The organism is Stenotrophomonas sp. YJH_SMC_110, assembly GCF_059369255.1.
This window is the reverse complement of the sequence record NZ_JCAFSM010000002.1, coordinates 243591-262318: the sequence shown is the minus strand read 5'-3', so window position 1 is coordinate 262318 and position 18728 is coordinate 243591. Positions and strand designations below refer to the sequence as shown.

The following is an 18728-nucleotide window of genomic DNA, read 5'->3' as shown; positions in this document are numbered from 1 at the left end:
CCAGCAGCGGGTGAAGCCCGATGCTCAGATGCCCCGCACCAGACGGAAGCCGATGCGCGCGTTGGTGGTGTCCGAGTCCTGCGATTGCCGCCAGGCCGCACGGGTCTGCTCGGGCGCATTGGCCCAGTTGCCGCCACGGATCACCCGCGACCGGCAGCCCGGGTTGAACCAGGCGACACCATCGGACGGCGCACGCCGGTAGCTGGCATGCCAGCAGTCGGCCACCCACTCGCTGAGATTGCCGGCCATGTCGTGCAGGCCGAAGGCATTGGCTTGGAAACTGGCCACCGGCGCGGGCCCCCACCAGCCATCGCCATAGCCGACGAAGGCGTTGTGCCAGTGCCGCCCCGAGGGCGAGACATCCTTGCTGCCGGTGAAGTTGCCAGCGCCGGGCGGCGGCGTGCCGGCGTCGCCCCACGGATAACGGCCACTGCTGCCGGCACGCAGCGCGTACTCGAATTCGGCCTCGCTGGGCAGCCGGTAGCTGCGTCCTGTCTGCTCGGACAGCCACGCCGCGTAGTTTTCGGCATCACGCACGCTCACATGCATCACCGGCGAATTGCCCAGTGCGCGCGCGCCATCGTAATCGGAACGCCAGTCCACACCGCTGCGGCGGATGAAATTGCCGCTGCGCTCGTCATAGACCACCGAGTGGCCGCGCCGGGTCGCACGCGGCCGCGCATTGGTCGACTTCACATAGCGCTCGAAATCACTGACCGTGATCTCGGTGATCGCCATCGCAAACCCGCGGTCGAAGCGCACATAATGCGAGGGCCGCTCGGCATCACTGGCACCGGGCTCGGCATCACCCGCGCCCATCTGGAAGCCACCATGCGGCACCACGATCATCTGCGGGCCGCGCCCGCCATCGCGCATGGCGTCGCTGAACACCTGCCCGGGACGGAAGCTGCCGTAATGGGTGGCCAGGTCGATGCGTTCGCGCAACTGGGCCACCACCGCATCCCCTGGCAAGGCGATGCGCAGGGCCTCGGCCAGCTTCTCGCGCGCCGGCTTCAGGCCCTGTGGCGTCGCCAGTTCGCGAAGGCCATCATCGCGCAGCTGCAGCAGTGCCGCCGCGCGGATCTGTTCGATACGTTCGAAGGCATCGGCAATGGCCGGTGATGAGTCACGGACCTTGCTGGCTTCGGCCAGCCAGGTGCCGGCGCTGGCAAAGTCACGCACCCGCGCCGCGTCCTCGGCACGGCGGATCAGGCCACTCTCGGCCGCCGCCAGGCCCTGCCGTGCCCGGCTGTTGTGTTCATCCAGGGCCAGCGCTTCACGGAAGTTGCCGATCGCTCCGTCACCGTCCTCACCGATCCGCCCCGAACGCAGGTCTTCCTCGCCGGCACGGTTGTAGGCCACCACGCGCTGGGCGAGCTCCACCCGTCCCTGCAGCGCGCGAACCTTCTCATCCTTCGGCGCCAGGGTCAGCAGCACCAGTGCCTGGCGGCTGGCCTCGGCCAGCGCCTCGCGCTGCTGCAGCGGCCGGACCAGCAGGGCATCGGCCTGCTGCTGAAGGCGCTGGCGGGCGCGCTGCAGGCCGTTGCGGGCCTGGCGGTCATCCGGGTCTTCTTCCTGCACCGCCAGCCACAGCGGAACCGCCGCGTCGGCGTCCTCGTACAGGCGCCCTTCGGCGAACGCCTTCTCGGCCGCGCGACGCAGCTGGGCCAGGCTGCGCCCCTGCCGATCGACCCGCGGTGGCGTCCACCGCTGCACATCCTCGGCGGCATCCTCACCGGCGATGGTGACGCTGCCCTGCGCCGCCTCCGGCGTCGCGTCCGCCTGCATGCCTTGCTGCGGCCGTGCGTCTTCGCCAGCAGCCGGTCCCGGCTCCGGTGTCGCCGAGGGCGACGGCGTGCAGCCGGCCAGGGCCAGGGCGGTGCACAGCACGGACGACAGCGGAAAACGCAAGCAGGATCTCCTTCGGCACGGATGCGGACCGACGTTAGGCTATTCTCCCCTGCCTGAGCAAACCCGAGTAGTAGGCCCTGACCCGTGGCAATCTGGATCACCACCCCCGCCGAGCTGGATCCGTACTTCCAGCAGCGTCCGGCCCGCATCGGCCTGGACACCGAATTCATCCGTGAACGCACCTTCTGGCCGCAGTTGGCCCTGGTGCAGATGGCGGTCGGGCAGGACATCCTGCTGATCGACCCCCTGATTCCCGGCATGACCGAAGCGCTGGCGCCGTGGCTGGCCGATGAATCGATCGTCAAGGTGATGCACAGCGCCAGCGAAGACCTGGTCGCCTTCAAGTGGGCCTGCGGCGTGTTGCCACGTCCGCTGTTCGACACCCAGATCGGCGCCTCGCTGGCCGGCATCGGTGGCGGTATGGGCTACCAGAAGCTGGTCGCGGAAATCACCGGCGTGGCGCTGGCCAAGGGCGAGACCCGTTCGGACTGGATGCGCCGCCCGTTGTCCGACTCGCAGCTGCAGTACGCCGCCGACGATGTCGAGCACCTGTTCGCGCTGCATGACGCCATCGATGCCAGGTTGCAGGCGCTGGGCCGCCAGCAGTGGCTGCACGACGACGGCGAGCGCCTGCTGGCCAGCGTCGCCAATGACGAAGACCGTTGGCCGCACCTGGCGATGCGCTCGGCGCAGTTCCTCGACACGGCCGCACAGCATCGGCTGCTGCGTCTGCTGCGCTGGCGCGATGTGCAGGCACGCAGCAGCGACCGCCCGCGCAGCTGGATCCTGGACAACGAACTGGCCGCCACGCTGGCACGCACGCCACCGGCCGATGCCGCCGCACTGGGCAAGCTGTTCGAACAGTTCCCGAAGGCACCGCGCAAGCTCGCGGGCGCTGTGTGGCAGGCGCTGGATACGCCGCTGGCCGATGAGGCCGAAGCACCGCTGGCGCTGCCGGCCAACGACAGCAACAAGCAGGCACTGAAGAAGCTGCAGGACGCGGTTGCCGAGCGCAGCCGCGAACTGGGCCTGCCGGATGGCGTATTGGCCTCACGCAAGCACCTGGAAAGCTATCTGGAACGCCGCCAGTGGCCGGCCGCACTGGCCGGCTGGCGCCAGCAAGAGCTGGAAGCGCGGCTGCAGGCGCTGCTGCCGGCACGCTGAAGCACCGGGCGCCGGACCACGCCGGCGCCATGCACCTTGAGCCTGCAGGGGCCGTGCTAGGGTTTACCGGTACTGACAAGGAGACGTCGATGCAGACCCTCAAGATCGCGACCGCCTGCGCACTGCTGCTAACCACGTTGGGCCTGGCATGCTCTGGGCAGGCCGCACCGCTTTCCTATGCACAGGAAAAGGAGAACACAGCCAAGCTGGTGGACATCATTGACGGCGCCACCCGCGACGGTCTGGTTGCCGTGCTGGTGCCGGCCCCGTATGTCGTGCACAACGGCGGGCCAGGCATCGGCTCTCCGGTCCCCGGCTTTCATCTGGGCAAGCGCTCGACCGACCTGCCCGGGTTCTCGACGCGGGTGTCCTTCCAGCACAAGGACATTCCCTCCCAGGGCTATGTGCAGCTGTTCAACACCAACGAACTGGAAACCGGCCCGCAGCGGACGGTGTTGATGGACGTGTTCGAGGTGCATCTGATTCCGCCGGGCACCTATCTGCTGAACGGTGCGGAGAACTACCGCCTGAACACCCGCGTGGCCAAGCTGAAGCCGCTGGGGGCTACGGACGAAGTATCGAAGGACATCGGCGCCACCCGCCTGGCCGACGTCGATTACCGTTTCTATTCCTGGAAGAAGGTCTGGGTACCACCCGGCGTCCTGACCGATCAGCACTCCCAGCAGGTCTGCATCTCGGTGCATGTGGCCTCCGGCAACTGCGTGGCATGGGGCACCCAGAACTACGAAACCTCGCGCCCGACCGAAGGCTACTGGGATGACAGGATCGTCCCTGAAGACATCCCTGCCGTACGCATCCAGGCGGTCATTGCCAAGGCCCACGCGCCACTGGCCTTCACTGCCCGCGAAGGGCAGATCCTGCTCAGCCCCTTCATTGTTGCCGCCGACGGCGATATCGATTTCAACGCGAACGACTGCGCACCGGTCGACAAGCTGACGGGATGCGCCCTGCGCCGCTTCACGGTGCACTACCAACCCGCGCCGCTGGACGCTGCACGCAAGCACATCGCAATCACCTCGCGCGGCCTCAACGGCAAGCAGCGCAAGGTACTGGAGCGGATGGAGGCGATGCAGCTGCAGGTGCTGGGCCCCAGTGCGCCGTCCGATGCAGCGCTGGGCAAGGGCGTCAGCGCCACGCCGTGAGCACGGATGATGCCGAGCAACGAAAAACGGCGCTCGATGAGCGCCGTTTCCGTTACACGACGGGGTAAGCCTTACCAGTTCATGTTCAACGAGACACCGACGGTGCGCGGTTCGTTGTAGACCGCGGCCATGTAGTTCTCGATCACACCCTTGAGGTTCTTCTCGTTGGTGATGTTGCGCGCGAACAGCGCCACTTCATAGGCACCGTAGTTGCCCGAGTAGCCGATCTTCAGGCCGCCCTCGAAATCACCCTTGGAGTTGAACTCCTTGCTGTCGTACAGCACGAAGCTGGTGTAGCCCTGCTTGTTCCAGTCGGTGGACACGAACATGGTGCCCGCGTCGCTGACCGGGAAGTCGTAGCGGGCGGCCAGGTTGACGTTGTACCTCGGCGCGTTCGGCAGCGGGTTGCCGTCGATCTGCGCGAAGGTGTTGGCACCGACCTTGATGGTCGGGTCATTCACCGTGCACACCACCTTGCCGTTGAGGCCGCAGACCTGCGCGTAGACGCGCTTGTCCTTGATCTCGCTGTGCAGCAGGCTGACGCCGGCGCTCAGGGTCAGGTTCGGGATCGGGCGCAGCTCCATGTCCGCTTCGAAACCGTAGGCCTTGGCCTTGTCGGCATTGAACAGCACGCCGTTGCCGTCCGAATCGTTGCCGTTGAGCTGGATGTCATTGACGGTGTAGGTGAACGCAGTGGCGTTCAGGCGCAGGCGATTGTCCCACAGGCTGCTCTTCACGCCGGCTTCCCAGGACAGGATGGTCTCGGAATCGGCGGTGGTGAAGTCGGCATTGAACACCGCCGAACGGCCCTGGATGGTCGGGCCGCGGAAGCCGCGTGCGACCTTCGCATAGACGCTCACGTCCGGCGTGATCTGGTACATCGCGCTCAGATCCCAGCTCGGGGTGGTGTCGGACATCTTGACGTCGGTGCGGCCCTTGTAGGTCACCAAGCCGGCGGCGGTGTCAGCGGTCTTCAGCAGGCGGGTGTGCTTCTCGTCCTTGGTCTGGCGCAGGCCGGCCGTGACGGTGAACTTGTCGGTGAAGGCGTAGCTCAGCTGGCCGAAACCGGCCCACGAGGTGTTCTTGTTGCGCAGGCGCACCCAGTTGTTCGGGTTGCGGGCCGCACCCTGCAGGAACCACGCACGCTGGTAGAAGTCGGTGGTGTCGCTGCCGTTGAAGTAGAACGCACCGGCCTGCCACTGCAGGGCGCTGTCGTCATGGCTGGCCAGGCGGAATTCCTGGGTCCACTGGTCCAGGTCGCGGATGCGGCCCATCGACTGGCCGTAGCCGTTCGGCACGCCGTTGACCGGGAAGTTCACCGCAGCGCCGCCGTCGGTATCACCACGGCTGTAGCCGGAGGTGGTCTCATAGGCGGTGATCGAGGTGAAGTCGATCGCGCCGAAGTCGTAGCGTGCCTTCACCGAGCCGCCGTAGGTCTTGTAGGCCTGCGGGTTGTTGCCGGCTTCGTCGTAGGCGACCTGGTCGCGCGGCACGTCGGTCTTGTTCGAGCCCTTGGTCAGCGCACCACGCAGGAACAGGGTCGAGGTGCCTTCGTAATCACGGGCGTGGGCCGAGGCCAGGATCGAGAACTGGTCGCTCGGGGTCAGCAGCAGCTGCGCGCGCACGTTGCGGTCATCGAAGCCGCCCATGGCGTTCTTCTTCGGGCTGACCGTGCCGTCAGCGCTCGGGCCCTTGTAGGTGTTGTCGACGTAGTCGTCGCGGTGCTGGTACAGCGCCGACACGCGGAACGAGGCGATGTCGTTGATCGGGCCGCCAAAGCCGCCGTCGATCGACACGCTGTTGTAGGTCGCATAGCTGGCGCTGACGCGGCCGGTGTAGTCCTGGGTCGGCTTCAGCGTGTCGAACTTGATGATGCCGGCGGTGGTGTTGCGGCCGAACAGCGAGCCCTGCGGGCCGCGCAGCACTTCCACCTGGTCCACGTCATAGACCGGGTTGGACTTCAGCACCACGTGCTCCAGCACCACATCGTCCTGGATGATCGACACCGGCTGCGAGGCACCCAGGTAGAAGTCGATGTTGCCCAGGCCGCGGATATAGAAGCGCGGGAAGATGCGGCCGGTGGTGGTTTCCGCATACAGGCTCGGCACGCGGCCGGACAGCGCCAGCAGGGTGTCGTCGCCGCCGGCGGTGAAGTCGCGCATGCGCTCGCCCTGCACCACGCCCACCGAGACCGGCACTTCCTGCAGGTTCTGCTCGCGGTGCTCGGCGGTCACGGTGATCGTGTCCAGGCCCGTCGGGGTCGGCGCGCTGTCCTGCGCGGCGGCACCAAAGCTGCCGACCAGGGCCAGGCCGGCACAGGCCAGGGCCAGCGGATGGCGGCGGAAGGAAACGAAGGAAGACGACATACCCGACAGGCGGCGGGAATCGGAATGGGAGGGCATGGAATGCTCTGAGGAGGCGTCCGTGCGGCCTGCGCGAGCCGGGCGGCAAAAAGGAGGAGAACTGCGCAAGCCGCCATTATCCCCCAAATTGTTACGATTTCGTTGCGCGGCATCCGGCCCCGACAAACCGGACGGTTTCGGCACAGTGCACGCCTTCATGCCACGCCGTCCGGCACATCCCGGATCGGCTTGGCAAGGCGCAGCCAGTTGGCTACACTGAAGCCCTGCCGTGGGGCCATAGCTCAGCTGGGAGAGCGCGTCGTTCGCAATGACGAGGTCAGGAGTTCGATCCTCCTTGGCTCCACCACTCATTAAGAAGACCCGCCGATCGTCGCGATCTGCGGGTTTTTTCTTGCATCGATCACGGGTCAGGCAGGTTCCTGATCCCCGTCCTTGCGGCGTGGACCACGCGAATGCGTATCACGCACCTGCTGATCGCGCTGCCCCGGCCGCTGCTTTGCCACGTCCTCCTGCGCCCTGTCCTGACGGCTTTCCTGTACGCCCTGTTTCGGATCGCCAGGGTCTTTGTCGCGCTCGCTCATCGAAGTCTCCTGTGCCGGCGAAGGCCGATCAGGACTTCACGCTAGAGGCTGCGCAGTGATCCGCAGGTCAGGCCCGCGCGAACAGCGTGTGCAGTTCCGCTTGCCGCCGCAGCTCACGGCTCTGCAGAATCCGGACCAACATGCCCAGCCAGTCCGCGATGTCACCTCCTGCCCAGCACGCCGCGCGTACGCTGCCAATGCGCCTCGATCCAGCGGACGGCAGCATCCAGCTCGGCCACCTGACGACGTTGATCTGCCCCACCCTGTCACTGGAGGAGGCGCGCATCGCCTTCGCCATGCTGATGCATGGCGAGCGCGATGCCGGCACCGGCTATCACTGGCTCAGCCTGCACCGGCTCAGTCTGGGCGGTGCGCCCGCCGGCATCAGCCTGTGCTTCCACGGGCAACAGCTGGACATGGTGAAGATCAGCGTCGACCTGCCGGGTGCGACACTGGAAGACGGCTGGCCGACCCAGGTCGCGATCGATGCCGAAGTCGCTTTCATGCGTCGCACCTTGGCCACGGCTCTGGGGCGCAAACTGGCAGGTGGCCGCGCCCGGTTCGAGTGGGGCGAGGCATGGGCCCGGTTCGACCCGAAAGGCTTCATGGCCAGCAGCGGTATCCGCTACACGCCGCGCTCATGACGCCGCTCAGGTACGGGTGATCGACACTCCACCTTCAACACGCATCGCGGTACCGGTAACGAAACTGCTTTCATCGCTGGCCAGGAACAGCGCCGCGTTGGCGATCTCCTCCGGCTCGGCCATGCGCTTGAGTGCGTGCAGCGAGCGCACGAAGTCGCGGGCATCGCCGGTGGGTGCGGCCTGCCGGCCCATCTCGGTATCGGTACCGCCAGGCAGCAGCACGTTGCTGCGTACGCCACGCGCGCCGTACTCGGCGGCGATCACCTGGCTCAGGCCGATCAGTCCGGCCTTGCTCGACGCGTAGGCGGCCATACCCGGGAAGCCCACGGTATGGCCGACAAAGGTACCGACAAACACCAGCGAGCCACCCCCGCGTGCCAGCAATGCCGGCAACTGCGCGCGTGCGGCATGGAAGGCGGCGTCGAGATTGGTGGCCATCACCTCGCGCCACGCATCCGCCGGGAACTCTGCTGCCGGCACGCCGGGGCCGAGCATCCCGGCATTGTTGAGCGCGATGTCCAGGCCTCCGAATGACTGCTGGGCCAGATCGACCAACGCCTGCGCCGTGCCCGGCTCGGCCACGTCGGCGGCATGCACCACCACCTCGCCGCCGCCGGCACGGATCTGCTCGGCCAGTGCGTGCAGCGGTTGCGGCCGACGCGCATTGAGCACCAGCTTTGCCCCTTCGGCGGCGAAGCGCAGCGCACTGGCGCGGCCAATGCCGGCGCTGGCACCGGTGATGAGGGCGATCTTGTTGTTCAGGCGCATGAGAGTGGTACCGGTTGTGGAGTGGCCGCCACGATGCCGCGCCTCCGGCCCACCAACACTCCGTTTCCGGGCCTCGCGGCCAGGTGCAGGAACCGGAGTTTCCGCAGAACCGGCACGTGCCAGAATCCGCCCATGGACAGCACCGCCACCACCGCCCTCGACGCCCGCGTCGAACGGGTCTGCCGCCATCTGCAGGCCAGCCTCGACGAGCCCTCGCTGCAGGAGCTGGCCGACATCGCCGGCTGCAGCCCGACGCGCCTGCATCGCCTGTTCAAACAGGCCACCGGGCTGACCCCCAAGCAGTACGCTGCCGCGCTGCGCGCCGACCGCCTGCGCACCGGGCTCGAACAGCAGGAGCGCATCACCGATGCCTTCCACGATGCCGGCTTCGGCTCCAGCGGGCGCTTCTACGAGAACGCACCGAAGTTGCTGGGCATGACTCCCAAGCAATGGCGCGCAGGTGGTCGCGGCGAAGTCATCCACTTCGCGCTTGCCGAAAGCTCACTGGGCAGCGTGCTGGTGGCCAGCAGCGCCACCGGCGTGGTCGCGATCCTGCTCGGCGACGATCCGGAGGCGCTGCTGCAGTCACTGCAGCAACGCTTCCGCCAGGCCGAACTGGTCGGTGCCGACCACGGCTATGAGCAACTGGTGGCACAGGTGGTGGGCCTGGTCGAGGATCCCTCGCGAGGCGCCACACTGCCGCTGGATATCCGCGGCACCGCCTTCCAGCAGCGGGTATGGCAGGCACTGCAGCAGATTCCGCGCGGCCAGACCGCGTCGTATGCGGATATTGCCGCGCATATCGGTGCACCACGCTCGAGTCGTGCGGTGGCACGTGCCTGCGCGAGCAATCCATTGGCGGTAGCCGTGCCCTGCCACCGCGTGGTGCGCCGCGACGGTGACCTGTCCGGCTATGCCTGGGGCGTTGCGCGCAAGCGCGAACTGCTGCGCCGGGAAAAGGTCGCCAACGGCTGACGCCACCCGATAGCCGCCGACCTTGGTCGGCACGCCCAGCTTCCCGTAGGTGCCGACCTTGGTCGGCACGCCCAGCTTCCCGTAGGTGCCGACCTTGGTCGGCACACCCACCAAGCACTCAATCCAGCTTCACCACCAGCTTGCCGAAGTTGCGCCCCTGCAACAGCCCGAAGAACGCCTCCGGCGCCTTCTCCAGACCTTCCACCACATCCTCGCGGTACTGGATGCGGCCCTCGCGCAGCCACTGCAGCATCTCGCGTTCGAAGTCCGGCCACAGGTGGTTGAAGTCGTGCACGATGAAACCACGCACGGTCAGGCGCTGGCACAGGATCTGGCTGAACAGTGACGGCAGCCGATCCGGGCCAGGCTGCTCGACGCCCCGCTCGTTGTAGGTAGCGATGGTGCCGCAGACCGGAATGCGGGCGAAGTCGTTGAGCAGCGGCAGCACCGCATCCAGCACATGGCCGCCGACATTCTCGAAGTACACGTCGATGCCCGCAGGTACTGCCGCGCGCAGCTGGTCCGCAAAATCAGCCACGCGATGATCCAGCGCCACGTCCACGCCCAGCGTCTGCAGATAGGCACGCTTGGCCTCGCCACCGGCGATGGCGACCACGCGCGCGCCCTGCAGCTTGGCCAGCTGCGCCACGGTCGCGCCCACCGGCCCGGTCGCGGCGGCTACCACCAACGTCTCGCCCGGCTTCAGACGGGCGATTTCATGCAGGCTGGAATAGGCGGTGAAACCGGGCATGCCATATACCCCCAGCGCCGTACTGAGCGGCAGCCCGGCCGGATCCAGACGACGCCCCAGCGCCTTGGCCGGCAGCACCGCGTGGGTCTGCCAGCCACCCGGCGCCAGCACCAGCTCGCCTGCGGTTACGCCCTCGGCCTTGGATTGCAGCACCTCGGCCACGGTCTGGCCTTCCATCACCGCCCCTACCGCCACCGGCGCGGCATACGACGGGCCCTCGTCCATGCGTCCTCGCATGTACGGGTCCAACGAAAGGTAGCGGTTGCGCAGCAGCACTTCGCCATCGGCCAGTGCCGGCAGCGCAACCTGTTCCAGGCGGAAATTGGCTGCACTTGGCGCCCCCTGCGGACGCGAGGCAAGCACGATGCGGGACGCGGTGGAGGAATCGGACATGGCCAGGTCTCTGCTGTTGCCAGCATCGGGAAAGGACTACCGACACTACGCTGCGGCGATCCCCGATGGCGGCCACGAAAACAGCGTTCCATTGCCCGGACCCGCGCGGGTCCGGCGCACCCCTTGCCCTTGCAGCTTTGGCGAACGCGGCGACCTGCTGATTTCCACCGCAGACGACAATCGATGGGCCACGCCCCGCTCCACAACGGAGGATCAAGCACTTGCGAGCGCGCAGAGGGCAATGTGAAGAAATCTTGGCAAAACGCTTGCCGAAGGCAGCCGACCTCCGTAATATACGCGTCCTTGGCAGCGACCTCGCTGCAACGAAACATGTGGCCGAGTAGCTCAGTTGGTAGAGCAGGGGATTGAAAATCCCCGTGTCGGCGGTTCGATTCCGTCTTCGGCCACCACTTTCGAAGGCCTGCAGAAATGCGGGTCTTTTTTTTCCGGAAACCGCACTCACCGCGGTAGCCACACAATTTGGCCGAGTAGCTCAGTTGGTAGAGCAGGGGATTGAAAATCCCCGTGTCGGCGGTTCGATTCCGTCTTCGGCCACCATCTTCAGAGACCTGCAGAAATGCAGGTCTTTTTTTATTCGCGCTTCGCGCAAGCGGCGACCACCGTGGCTCGGTTGACGAAACATTTACACCGGCATGCGCGGCGGCACCTACGCTCCAGACTCCTGCCTGGAGCCCGCCGATGCCTCTGCGCCCCGCCCTGCTCACCTGCCTGCTGCTGGCCGCCTTCCCGGTGATCGCCACTGAACCGGTGCGCGCGGTCGAGCACCTGGACATTGATCGCTACGCGGGCCAATGGCACGAGATCGCGCATCTTCCAGTCTCGTTCCAGAAGCAGTGCGTGGGCGACATCACCGCCAACTATGGCCTGCGCCGCGACGGCCGCATCAGCGTCACCAATGCCTGCCGCAAGGGTGACGGCGAGCGCGTGGTCGCCGAAGGCGTGGCACGCCCGGTGGCCGGCCATCCCGGGCAACTGCAGGTGCGCTTCGTCCCCGACTGGCTGAGCTGGGCGCCCCTGGTCTGGGCCGACTACTGGGTGCTGGCGCTGGACCCGGACTATCAATGGGCCCTGGTCGGCGAACCCGGCCGCAAGTATCTGTGGATCCTCTCGCGCCTGCCGGAGATGGAGCGCGATCGGTTCGAACAGTTGAAAGCCAAGGCCGAGTCGATGGGGTACGACCTCGGGCCACTGCGCCTGATGGCCCCGCTGCGCGATCCCGCGGCCGACTGAACCGCTTCGCATCCGGCGCATCGTGCGCGCGCCATCCGGCGTTGTGCATGCCCGACCGCCATCTTCACGCGCTACCCTCTGCGGACGGGTCGCTCCGGGCGATCCATAAAACCATACGCCGTAGTATGCTTACCCCAACGCACCCCCTCCAGAGGACTTGCGCCCATGCTCCACCGCTTCCGTACCGCCTTGATCGTCCTGTGCACCCTCGCCCTTGTTGCCTGCAGCAACGGCATTGTCAAGCGTGTTTCGGAACCGGCGGCCAGCCTGCAGCAGCTGACCGTGCGTGCCGACGGCAACTGGACCGTGGCCCTGCGCCTGCAGAACTTCAGCTCGATGCCGATGACCTTCGATGATGTCTCACTGGCGCTGACCGTCGGCGACAGCGATGCCGGCACCCTGCAGGTCAAGCCCGGCATCTCCATCGGCGGCACCTCCGCCGACGTCATCAATGTCGACCTCGTGCCCAGCTCGACCGCGCGCCTGGTGGTGGCCGACGCGCTGGCCAGCAACCGCACCCTGGCCTACGCCCTGAAGGGAACGGTGGCGGCCACGCCGCAGGAAAAGAAGCAGCGCAGCTTCGACATCAGCAGCCGCAGCACCCTCAACCAGGCCCCCGGCCTGCCCGGCGTGCTGCGCTGAACCCGCCTTTCGTCGCGGCGCCCGGCGCCGCTCCCCTCTGCCCTGATCAAATCGAGACGTACCGATGAGCAGCTACACCGCCCCGCTTTCCGACCTCCGTTTCGCCCTGCACGACGTGCTCAAGGTCGAACCCCTGTTCGCCCGCCTGGGCTTCACCGACGCCACCACCGACGTGGTCGATGCCGTGCTGGAGGAAGCCGGCCGCTTCAGCGCCACCGTGCTGGCCCCGCTCAACAGCGTCGGCGACGAGATCGGCTGCGTACTCGACCAGGCCACCGGTGAAGTGACCACCCCGCCCGGCTTCAAGCAGGCCTACGACCAGTTCGTCGATGGCGGCTGGACCGGCCTGACCGCCTCGCCGGAGCTGGGCGGCCAGGGCCTGCCGCACACCCTGGGGGTGCCGCTCAACGAAATGATCAACGCCGCCAACCTGGCGTGGGGCAACTTCCCGCTGCTCTCGCACGGCGCCATTGAAGCGCTGAAGCAGCACGGCGAGGCGTGGCAGCACGACGCCTTCCTCAAGCCGCTGATCGAAGGCCGCTGGACCGGCACGATGTGCCTGACCGAGCCGCACTGCGGCACCGACCTGGGCCTGCTCAAGACCAAGGCCGAGCCGAACGCCGACGGCAGCTACTCGATCACCGGCACCAAGATCTTCATCACCGCCGGGGAGCACGACCTGACCGGGAACATCGTGCACCTGGTGCTGGCCAAGCTGCCCGACGCCCCTTCGGGCGCCAAGGGCATCTCGCTGTTCGTCACCCCGAAGTTCAAGGTCGACCGCGATGGCAACGTCGGCGAGCGCAATGCACTGCGCTGTGGCTCGATCGAACACAAGATGGGCATCAAGGGGTCGGTCACCTGCGTGATGAACTTCGATGGTGCGCAGGGTTACCTGGTCGGCCAGCCGCACAAGGGCCTGCAGGCCATGTTCACCATGATGAACACCGCGCGCCTGGGTGTCGGCCTGCAGGGCATCGGCCTGTCCGAGCGCGCCTACCAGAACGCACTGAAGTACAGCCGTGAGCGCCTGCAGTCGCGCGCCCTGAGCGGCGCCAGGTTCCCGGAGAAGCCGGCCGACCCGATCCTGGTCCACCCGGACGTGCGTCGCATGCTGCTGACCGTGAAGTCGCTGGTCGAAGGCAGCCGCCTGCTGGCGCTGCATGCCGCCACCCTGATCGACATCGCCCACCACGCCCAGGATGCCGCCGAGCGCGAGCGCGCCGACACCCTGGTGAGCTTCCTGACCCCGATCTCCAAGGCCTGCCAGACCGAATGGGGCATCGAGAACACCTACAACGCCCTGCAGTGCTTCGGTGGCCACGGCTACATCCGCGAGCACGGCATGGAGCAGCTGGCCCGCGATGCACGCATCACCACGCTGTATGAAGGCACCACCGGCATCCAGGCGCTGGACCTGATCGGCCGCAAGACCGCATCCAGCCAGGGCGCCGGCCTGAAGCTGATGCTGGCCGAGATCGAAGCCTTCGCCAAGGAACACGAGGGCAACGAAGCGCTGGCCGAGTTCATCGGCCCGCTGCGCGCCAAGGCCGCCGAATGGGGCAAGCTGACGATGGACGTGCTGCAGCGCGCGGCCGCCAATCCCGACGAACTGGGCGCGGCCAGCTACGACTACCTGTTCTATTCGGGTTACGTGGTGCTGGCCTACTGGTGGGCCCGCAGCGTCGCCGCCGCCGATGCCAGCGCGCACGGCGCCGCCTTCGCCCAAGGCAAGCGCGAGACCGCACGGTTCTACTTCGCCCGCGTGCTGCCGCGCACCCTCAGCCACGCCGCCGCGATCCAGGCCGGCGCCGCGCCGCTGATGGCCATGGACGACGAGCGCTTCGGCGCCTGAGCCGGGCTTCGCCCGGCACCCGCGGTAGTGCCGGCCGCTGGCCGGCAACCGCAATAGCAACAGCTGGATCCCGGTGGATGGCGGGGCGGTGTGGGCTGGCAGGACACGCCGTAAACCCCGCTCCGCGGTCCGGCCCAGCCGCTGGCGACTGTGCGTTCAGGCGCTTGCGAAGCAGTGCTTCGCAAGCAAAGCGCCCTCACCCCTGGGGGCTCGATGGCGCCCTCCATGGCGCCAACGGTCCTGCCAACCCACACCGCCCCGCCTCTGACAGTTCCCCGCGATCTGCGTAGATCCACGCCACGCGTGGATGGAAACCACCGAAATCCATCTGGGGAAAAGCCCCCCTTTGTTAAGGGGGGCGCACCGACAGGTGCGGGGGATAGGAGGAATGCGCGGACCTGAATCATTGCGATTTGGGTTTCGCCCTCCGGGCGATACCCAAATCGCAATGATTCAGGTATAAGCTGTTCTCCCGATGGAGACAGACACTACACGCTTGGGTCTGATCGAAGCCGGAGCTCCGTTTTCTGCTCCGGGCGCCGAAGCATCGCCCAACGCCACGACGCTGCATCGCCCCGGTTCGGTCCGGCTGCTCTCGCTTGATGCCCACGGACGCGTACTGGACTGGATCACCTGGCAGGATGCGGCCTGCCTCTACGCCCGCGAGGCGGTGGCCTGGACGCTCGGCGACCCCTGCCTGCACATCCACGGCGGCACCAACCGCTTCAGCGGCCTGCAGAGCGGCATGGACCTGCACCCGATCATCGCCGCCCGCGGCCACGCCCGCTCCCGTGCGATCGACCCGACGCCGAACCTGACCAACCAGGCCCTTTTCGCCCGCGACGCCCATCTGTGCATGTACTGCGGCCAGCAGTTCAGCCGCCCCACGCTCACCCGCGATCACGTCATGCCGCTGTCCAAGGGCGGCCTGGACTGCTGGGAAAACGTGGTCACCGCCTGCTTCCACTGCAATTCGCGCAAGAGCGACCGCACCCCGCAGCAGGCCGGCATGCCCCTGCTGGCAGTGCCCTACCGGCCCAGCTGGATCGAGCACCTGATCCTGTCCAACCGCAACATCCTGGCCGACCAGATGGCCTTCCTGAAGGCGCAATTGCCCAAGCGCTCGAAACTGAGCACCTGAACGCCTGAGAATGCAACCCTCACCGTCCTGTCACGGACGGCGGCGTTTGCTTGCCCCACCCCCGTTTGAGGGCGAAAATGGGCGTTCAGAAAAAGTGCGAACATGATGATCGACTCTGCCCGCTATCCCCGCCTCGCGCGCATCCAGACGCCGGATGACCTGCGCACATTCGACGAATCCGAATTGAGGGCGGTTGCCGACGAACTGCGCGCCTACCTCATTGAATCGGTGGGCAAGAGTGGCGGCCACTTCGCCGCCGGCCTGGGCGTGATCGAGCTCACCGTGGCCCTGCACTACCTGTACCAGACACCGCACGACCAGCTGGTCTGGGACGTCGGCCATCAGACTTACCCGCACAAGATCCTGACCGGCCGCCGCGACGAGATCCACACCGTCAAGCAGAAGGACGGCATCGCGCCGTTCCCGAAGCGCGAGGAAAGCGAGTACGACACTTTTGGTGTCGGCCACTCCTCGACCTCGATCTCGGCCGCACTGGGCATGGCCATCGCCCGCCAGTCCGAAGGCGACGACCGCAAGATCGTGGCGGTGATCGGTGACGGCGCGATGACCGCCGGCATGGCGTTCGAAGCGCTGATGCACGCTGGCGGCATGGAGCCGGAGCCGAACCTGCTGGTGATCCTCAACGACAACAACATGTCGATCTCCGAGGCCGTGGGCGGCCTGACCAAGATGCTGGGCCGCGCCACCGGCAGCCGCACGCTCAACGCGCTGCGCGAAGGCGGCAAGAAGATTCTCGGTGACAAGAAGAACAATCCGGCACGCTTCGTGAAACGCTGGGAAGAACACTGGAAGGGCATGTTCGTGCCTTCCACGATGTTCGAGGAAATGGGCTTCCACTACACCGGCCCGATCGACGGCCACGACATGCCCGCCCTGCTGTCCACGCTGAAGACGCTGCGCGCCTCCAAGGGCCCGAAGCTGCTGCATGTGATGACCACCAAGGGCAAGGGTTACGAGCCGGCCGAGGGCGACCAGATCGGTTACCACGCCGTGGGCCCGTTCGATCCGGACAAGGGCCTGGTGGCCAAGGCCGGGGCCAAGAAGCCGACCTACACCGATGTATTCAGCGACTGGCTGTGCGATGCCGCCGCCGCCGAGCCGCGCCTGTACGGCATCACCCCGGCGATGCGCGAAGGCTCCGGCCTGGTGCGTTTCAGCAAGGAATACCCGCAGCGCTATTTCGACGTGGCGATTGCCGAACAGCATGCGGTCACCCTCGCCGCCGGCATGGCCACACAGGGTGGCAAGCCGGTGGTGGCGATCTACTCGACCTTCCTGCAGCGCGCGTACGACCAGCTGGTACATGACGTGGCCATCCAGGACCTGGACGTGCTGTTCGCGATTGACCGCGCCGGCGTGGTCGGCCCGGACGGTGCGACCCATGCCGGCAACCTCGACCTGAGCTTCCTGCGCTGCGTGCCGAACCTGGTGGTGATGGCACCGTCCAACGAAGCCGAGTGCCGGCAGATGCTCAGCACCGGCCTGCAGTACCCGGGCCCGGCCGCCGTGCGCTACCCGCGCGGTACCGGCACCGGCGTTGCAGCCGGCACCGACCTGTCGACCCTGCCGATCGGCAAGGGCGAACTGCGCCTGCAGGGCAGCCGCATTGCCCTGCTCGCCTTCGGCAGCACCGTGGCCGCCGCCGAGCAGGTCGGCCGCGAACTGGGCCTGAGCGTGGTCAACATGCGTTTCATCAAGCCGCTGGACCGCGAGCTGGTGCTGGCTGTCGCCGCCCAGCACGAGGGCCTGGTGACGATCGAAGACAACGTGGTGGCCGGTGGCGCCGGCTCCGGTGTTGGTGAACTGCTCAATGCCGAAGGCGTGCTGCGTCCGATCCTGCACCTGGGGCTGCCCGACAGCTACCAGCACCATGCCAGCCGCGAAGACCTGCTGGCCGAAGCCGGCATCGACGCCGCCGGCATCCGCGCTGCTGTGCTCAAGCGCTGGCCGCAGCTCGCCGCAGGTACCCCGCCGCTCAGCGCGGCAGGCTGAGGCCGATCACCACCCGGTAGATCCACACAGGGCGCAATGGGCGCGGACAGCGTCCGCACCCTCCAGGCTCGAAACCCGTAGATCCACGCCATGCGTGGATGATGGAATTCCGGGTGCCTGCCTTGGCAGGCACCCGCGCTCAGCCGTAACTGACCGCTTCGACGAATGCGCCGCTGGCTTCCACGCGCACGGCCGCACGCTGACCGGTGTCGACAAAGTGCAGGCGGGCCAGGGTCTCGGCGAAGTCGTAGGCGCGGGCGCCATCGCGGAACTCGATCGGCTCCGGCCGGTCCGGATGCAGCACGCGCCACTGGCGCTGTTCGCATTGCAGGCGGATCAACATGCAGCTCACTCCTTGAGACAGCGTATCGACGGCGGCGGGATGCCCATGCCGGTTATGGCACACGGCACCGCTGGAATTCAGGGCACGCAACGTGCCCTGATCGCAGACAATACGGCGTTCAAAATGTGAGCTGTATCAGATTATTCTGATTTTCATGGGCTGAACCCGTAAAGGTCAGTTCACCTGGAACTGCGCCCGGCAGCCATCACTCACCCAGATGCCGCGGCGATCCCAGCCCCAGCTCTGGCCTTCGATGCAGGCGCTGCGCGAGTCCTGGCGGATCAGCCGCACACCCCGGCGGATGCGCGCATCGCAGTACTCCTGCCGATGTCCATTGGAATGGCAGGTGACCACATCGCCGCCGCCCCATCCGTTGCCATTGCCATTGCCCCAGCCGCCACCATTGCCACCCCAGCCGCCACCGCGGCGATATTCACCGACGAATTCGGCACGGCACCCCTGTGTGACCCAGACGCCGTTGCGCGACTGGCCCCAGGTCTCACCTTCCACACAGGGCGAACCGGACAACTGGCGGATCAACCGCGCGCGGCCGTCCAGGCGGCACTCATTGCTGCGGTTCTTGACCGACTCGCAGCGCACGATGCCGCTGCCATCGCGGCCGCCATAGCGGTCGTCGTCATAGCCGTAGCCATAACTCTGCGCCTGGGCGCCGCCGGCAGCCGCCAGCATCGGCAACAGGGTGCAGGCCAGGGTGCGCCAGGTGAGTGCCTTGCCCATCGAGATCTCCAGATGAATACGATGGCGCAAGC

General features: G+C 66.9%; 16 protein-coding genes and 3 tRNA genes. 12 read left to right on the top strand and 7 right to left on the bottom strand.

The annotated features are described in order from the left end of the window. Positions 1-24: 24 nt before the first annotated feature. Complete coding sequence (locus AC5P6H_RS05865; RefSeq protein WP_014647818.1) at positions 25-1911, bottom strand: formylglycine-generating enzyme family protein; 1887 nt, start codon at positions 1909-1911, stop codon at positions 25-27. Positions 1912-1995: 84 nt separating this feature from the next. Here AC5P6H_RS05865 and rnd point away from each other — a divergent pair, with 84 nt between their 5' ends. Further along, complete coding sequence (rnd, locus tag AC5P6H_RS05860) at positions 1996-3075, top strand: ribonuclease D (RefSeq protein WP_134809115.1); 1080 nt, start codon at positions 1996-1998, stop codon at positions 3073-3075. An 89-nt stretch (positions 3076-3164) separates the two neighbouring features. Then, positions 3165-4238: a hypothetical protein gene (locus AC5P6H_RS05855; protein ID WP_445978807.1), complete on the top strand. Its 1074-nt coding sequence runs from the start codon at positions 3165-3167 to the stop codon at positions 4236-4238. A 71-nt stretch (positions 4239-4309) separates the two neighbouring features. Here AC5P6H_RS05855 and AC5P6H_RS05850 read toward each other — a convergent pair whose 3' ends face one another. Next, the gene (locus AC5P6H_RS05850; RefSeq protein WP_478409047.1) at positions 4310-6640 is read right to left on the bottom strand and encodes a TonB-dependent receptor; all 2331 of its coding nucleotides are present in this window, start codon (positions 6638-6640) and stop codon (positions 4310-4312) included. 231 nt (positions 6641-6871) lie between these two features. Between AC5P6H_RS05850 and AC5P6H_RS05845 the strand changes: the two genes are divergently transcribed. Beyond that, a tRNA-Ala gene (locus AC5P6H_RS05845) sits at positions 6872-6947 on the top strand. A 61-nt stretch (positions 6948-7008) separates the two neighbouring features. Here the strand turns inward: AC5P6H_RS05845 and AC5P6H_RS05840 are convergent. Next, entirely contained in the window at positions 7009-7182 is a 174-nt protein-coding gene (locus AC5P6H_RS05840) for a hypothetical protein (protein ID WP_006457496.1), read from the bottom strand. 158 nt (positions 7183-7340) lie between these two features. On the opposite strand from AC5P6H_RS05840, the gene AC5P6H_RS05835 reads away from it, so the two are divergent. Continuing rightward, positions 7341-7826 (top strand): hypothetical protein, encoded by a 486-nt coding sequence (locus tag AC5P6H_RS05835; protein WP_126412540.1) that lies wholly within the window; start codon positions 7341-7343, stop codon positions 7824-7826. Positions 7827-7832: 6 nt separating this feature from the next. Here AC5P6H_RS05835 and AC5P6H_RS05830 read toward each other — a convergent pair whose 3' ends face one another. After that, entirely contained in the window at positions 7833-8594 is a 762-nt protein-coding gene (locus tag AC5P6H_RS05830) for an SDR family oxidoreductase (protein WP_049442395.1), read from the bottom strand. A gap of 132 nt (positions 8595-8726) precedes the next feature. On the opposite strand from AC5P6H_RS05830, the gene AC5P6H_RS05825 reads away from it, so the two are divergent. Next, entirely contained in the window at positions 8727-9569 is an 843-nt protein-coding gene (locus AC5P6H_RS05825) for a bifunctional transcriptional activator/DNA repair enzyme AdaA (protein WP_126411190.1), read from the top strand. Between the two features lie 118 nt (positions 9570-9687). On the opposite strand, the gene curA is transcribed toward AC5P6H_RS05825, so the two are convergent. Next, positions 9688-10713, bottom strand: a complete 1026-nt coding sequence (gene curA / locus AC5P6H_RS05820; protein WP_495202385.1) for an NADPH-dependent curcumin/dihydrocurcumin reductase — start codon at positions 10711-10713, stop codon at positions 9688-9690. 334 nt (positions 10714-11047) lie between these two features. On the opposite strand from curA, the gene AC5P6H_RS05815 reads away from it, so the two are divergent. The 7 genes from AC5P6H_RS05815 (at position 11048) to dxs (ending at position 17615) form a co-directional block, all read left to right on the top strand. After that, positions 11048-11123, top strand: a tRNA-Phe gene (locus tag AC5P6H_RS05815). A 72-nt stretch (positions 11124-11195) separates the two neighbouring features. After that, positions 11196-11271 (top strand) — tRNA-Phe (locus AC5P6H_RS05810). Positions 11272-11412: 141 nt separating this feature from the next. Next, the gene (locus tag AC5P6H_RS05805; protein WP_495202384.1) at positions 11413-11964 is read left to right on the top strand and encodes a lipocalin family protein; all 552 of its coding nucleotides are present in this window, start codon (positions 11413-11415) and stop codon (positions 11962-11964) included. Between the two features lie 165 nt (positions 11965-12129). Then, on the top strand, positions 12130-12606 hold the full coding sequence (locus AC5P6H_RS05800; protein WP_014647826.1) for an LEA/WHy family protein: 477 nt from the start codon (positions 12130-12132) through the stop codon (positions 12604-12606). Positions 12607-12670: 64 nt separating this feature from the next. Continuing rightward, positions 12671-14461 (top strand): acyl-CoA dehydrogenase C-terminal domain-containing protein, encoded by a 1791-nt coding sequence (locus tag AC5P6H_RS05795; RefSeq protein WP_495202383.1) that lies wholly within the window; start codon positions 12671-12673, stop codon positions 14459-14461. Between the two features lie 475 nt (positions 14462-14936). After that, a complete protein-coding gene (locus tag AC5P6H_RS05790; RefSeq protein WP_032956174.1) occupies positions 14937-15602 on the top strand; it encodes an HNH endonuclease in 666 nt (221 codons plus the stop codon). A gap of 105 nt (positions 15603-15707) precedes the next feature. Next, positions 15708-17615: a 1-deoxy-D-xylulose-5-phosphate synthase gene (gene dxs, locus AC5P6H_RS05785; protein ID WP_495202428.1), complete on the top strand. Its 1908-nt coding sequence runs from the start codon at positions 15708-15710 to the stop codon at positions 17613-17615. A gap of 139 nt (positions 17616-17754) precedes the next feature. On the opposite strand, the gene AC5P6H_RS05780 is transcribed toward dxs, so the two are convergent. Together AC5P6H_RS05780 and AC5P6H_RS05775 are read right to left on the bottom strand one after the other, a co-directional pair. Then, complete coding sequence (locus AC5P6H_RS05780) at positions 17755-17958, bottom strand: hypothetical protein (protein ID WP_005417823.1); 204 nt, start codon at positions 17956-17958, stop codon at positions 17755-17757. A 174-nt stretch (positions 17959-18132) separates the two neighbouring features. Next, positions 18133-18696, bottom strand: a complete 564-nt coding sequence (locus AC5P6H_RS05775) for a DUF3011 domain-containing protein (RefSeq protein WP_032956176.1) — start codon at positions 18694-18696, stop codon at positions 18133-18135. Positions 18697-18728: the final 32 nt, after the last annotated feature.

What these genes read in the sequence shown, in the direction of transcription:
- AC5P6H_RS05790 (WP_032956174.1), top strand. Translation starts at nt 14,937, where the DNA reads ATGGAGACAGACACTACACGCTTGGGTCTGATCGAAGCCGGAGCTCCG.
- curA (WP_495202385.1), bottom strand. Translation starts at nt 10,713, where the DNA reads ATGTCCGATTCCTCCACCGCGTCCCGCATCGTGCTTGCCTCGCGTCCG.
- AC5P6H_RS05795 (WP_495202383.1), top strand. Translation starts at nt 12,671, where the DNA reads ATGAGCAGCTACACCGCCCCGCTTTCCGACCTCCGTTTCGCCCTGCAC.
- AC5P6H_RS05800 (WP_014647826.1), top strand. Translation starts at nt 12,130, where the DNA reads ATGCTCCACCGCTTCCGTACCGCCTTGATCGTCCTGTGCACCCTCGCC.
- AC5P6H_RS05775 (WP_032956176.1), bottom strand. Translation starts at nt 18,696, where the DNA reads ATGGGCAAGGCACTCACCTGGCGCACCCTGGCCTGCACCCTGTTGCCG.
- AC5P6H_RS05830 (WP_049442395.1), bottom strand. Translation starts at nt 8,594, where the DNA reads ATGCGCCTGAACAACAAGATCGCCCTCATCACCGGTGCCAGCGCCGGC.
- AC5P6H_RS05805 (WP_495202384.1), top strand. Translation starts at nt 11,413, where the DNA reads ATGCCTCTGCGCCCCGCCCTGCTCACCTGCCTGCTGCTGGCCGCCTTC.
- AC5P6H_RS05835 (WP_126412540.1), top strand. Translation starts at nt 7,341, where the DNA reads ATGTCACCTCCTGCCCAGCACGCCGCGCGTACGCTGCCAATGCGCCTC.
- AC5P6H_RS05825 (WP_126411190.1), top strand. Translation starts at nt 8,727, where the DNA reads ATGGACAGCACCGCCACCACCGCCCTCGACGCCCGCGTCGAACGGGTC.
- dxs (WP_495202428.1), top strand. Translation starts at nt 15,708, where the DNA reads ATGATCGACTCTGCCCGCTATCCCCGCCTCGCGCGCATCCAGACGCCG.
- AC5P6H_RS05840 (WP_006457496.1), bottom strand. Translation starts at nt 7,182, where the DNA reads ATGAGCGAGCGCGACAAAGACCCTGGCGATCCGAAACAGGGCGTACAG.
- AC5P6H_RS05780 (WP_005417823.1), bottom strand. Translation starts at nt 17,958, where the DNA reads ATGTTGATCCGCCTGCAATGCGAACAGCGCCAGTGGCGCGTGCTGCAT.
- AC5P6H_RS05855 (WP_445978807.1), top strand. Translation starts at nt 3,165, where the DNA reads ATGCAGACCCTCAAGATCGCGACCGCCTGCGCACTGCTGCTAACCACG.
- AC5P6H_RS05850 (WP_478409047.1), bottom strand. Translation starts at nt 6,640, where the DNA reads ATGCCCTCCCATTCCGATTCCCGCCGCCTGTCGGGTATGTCGTCTTCC.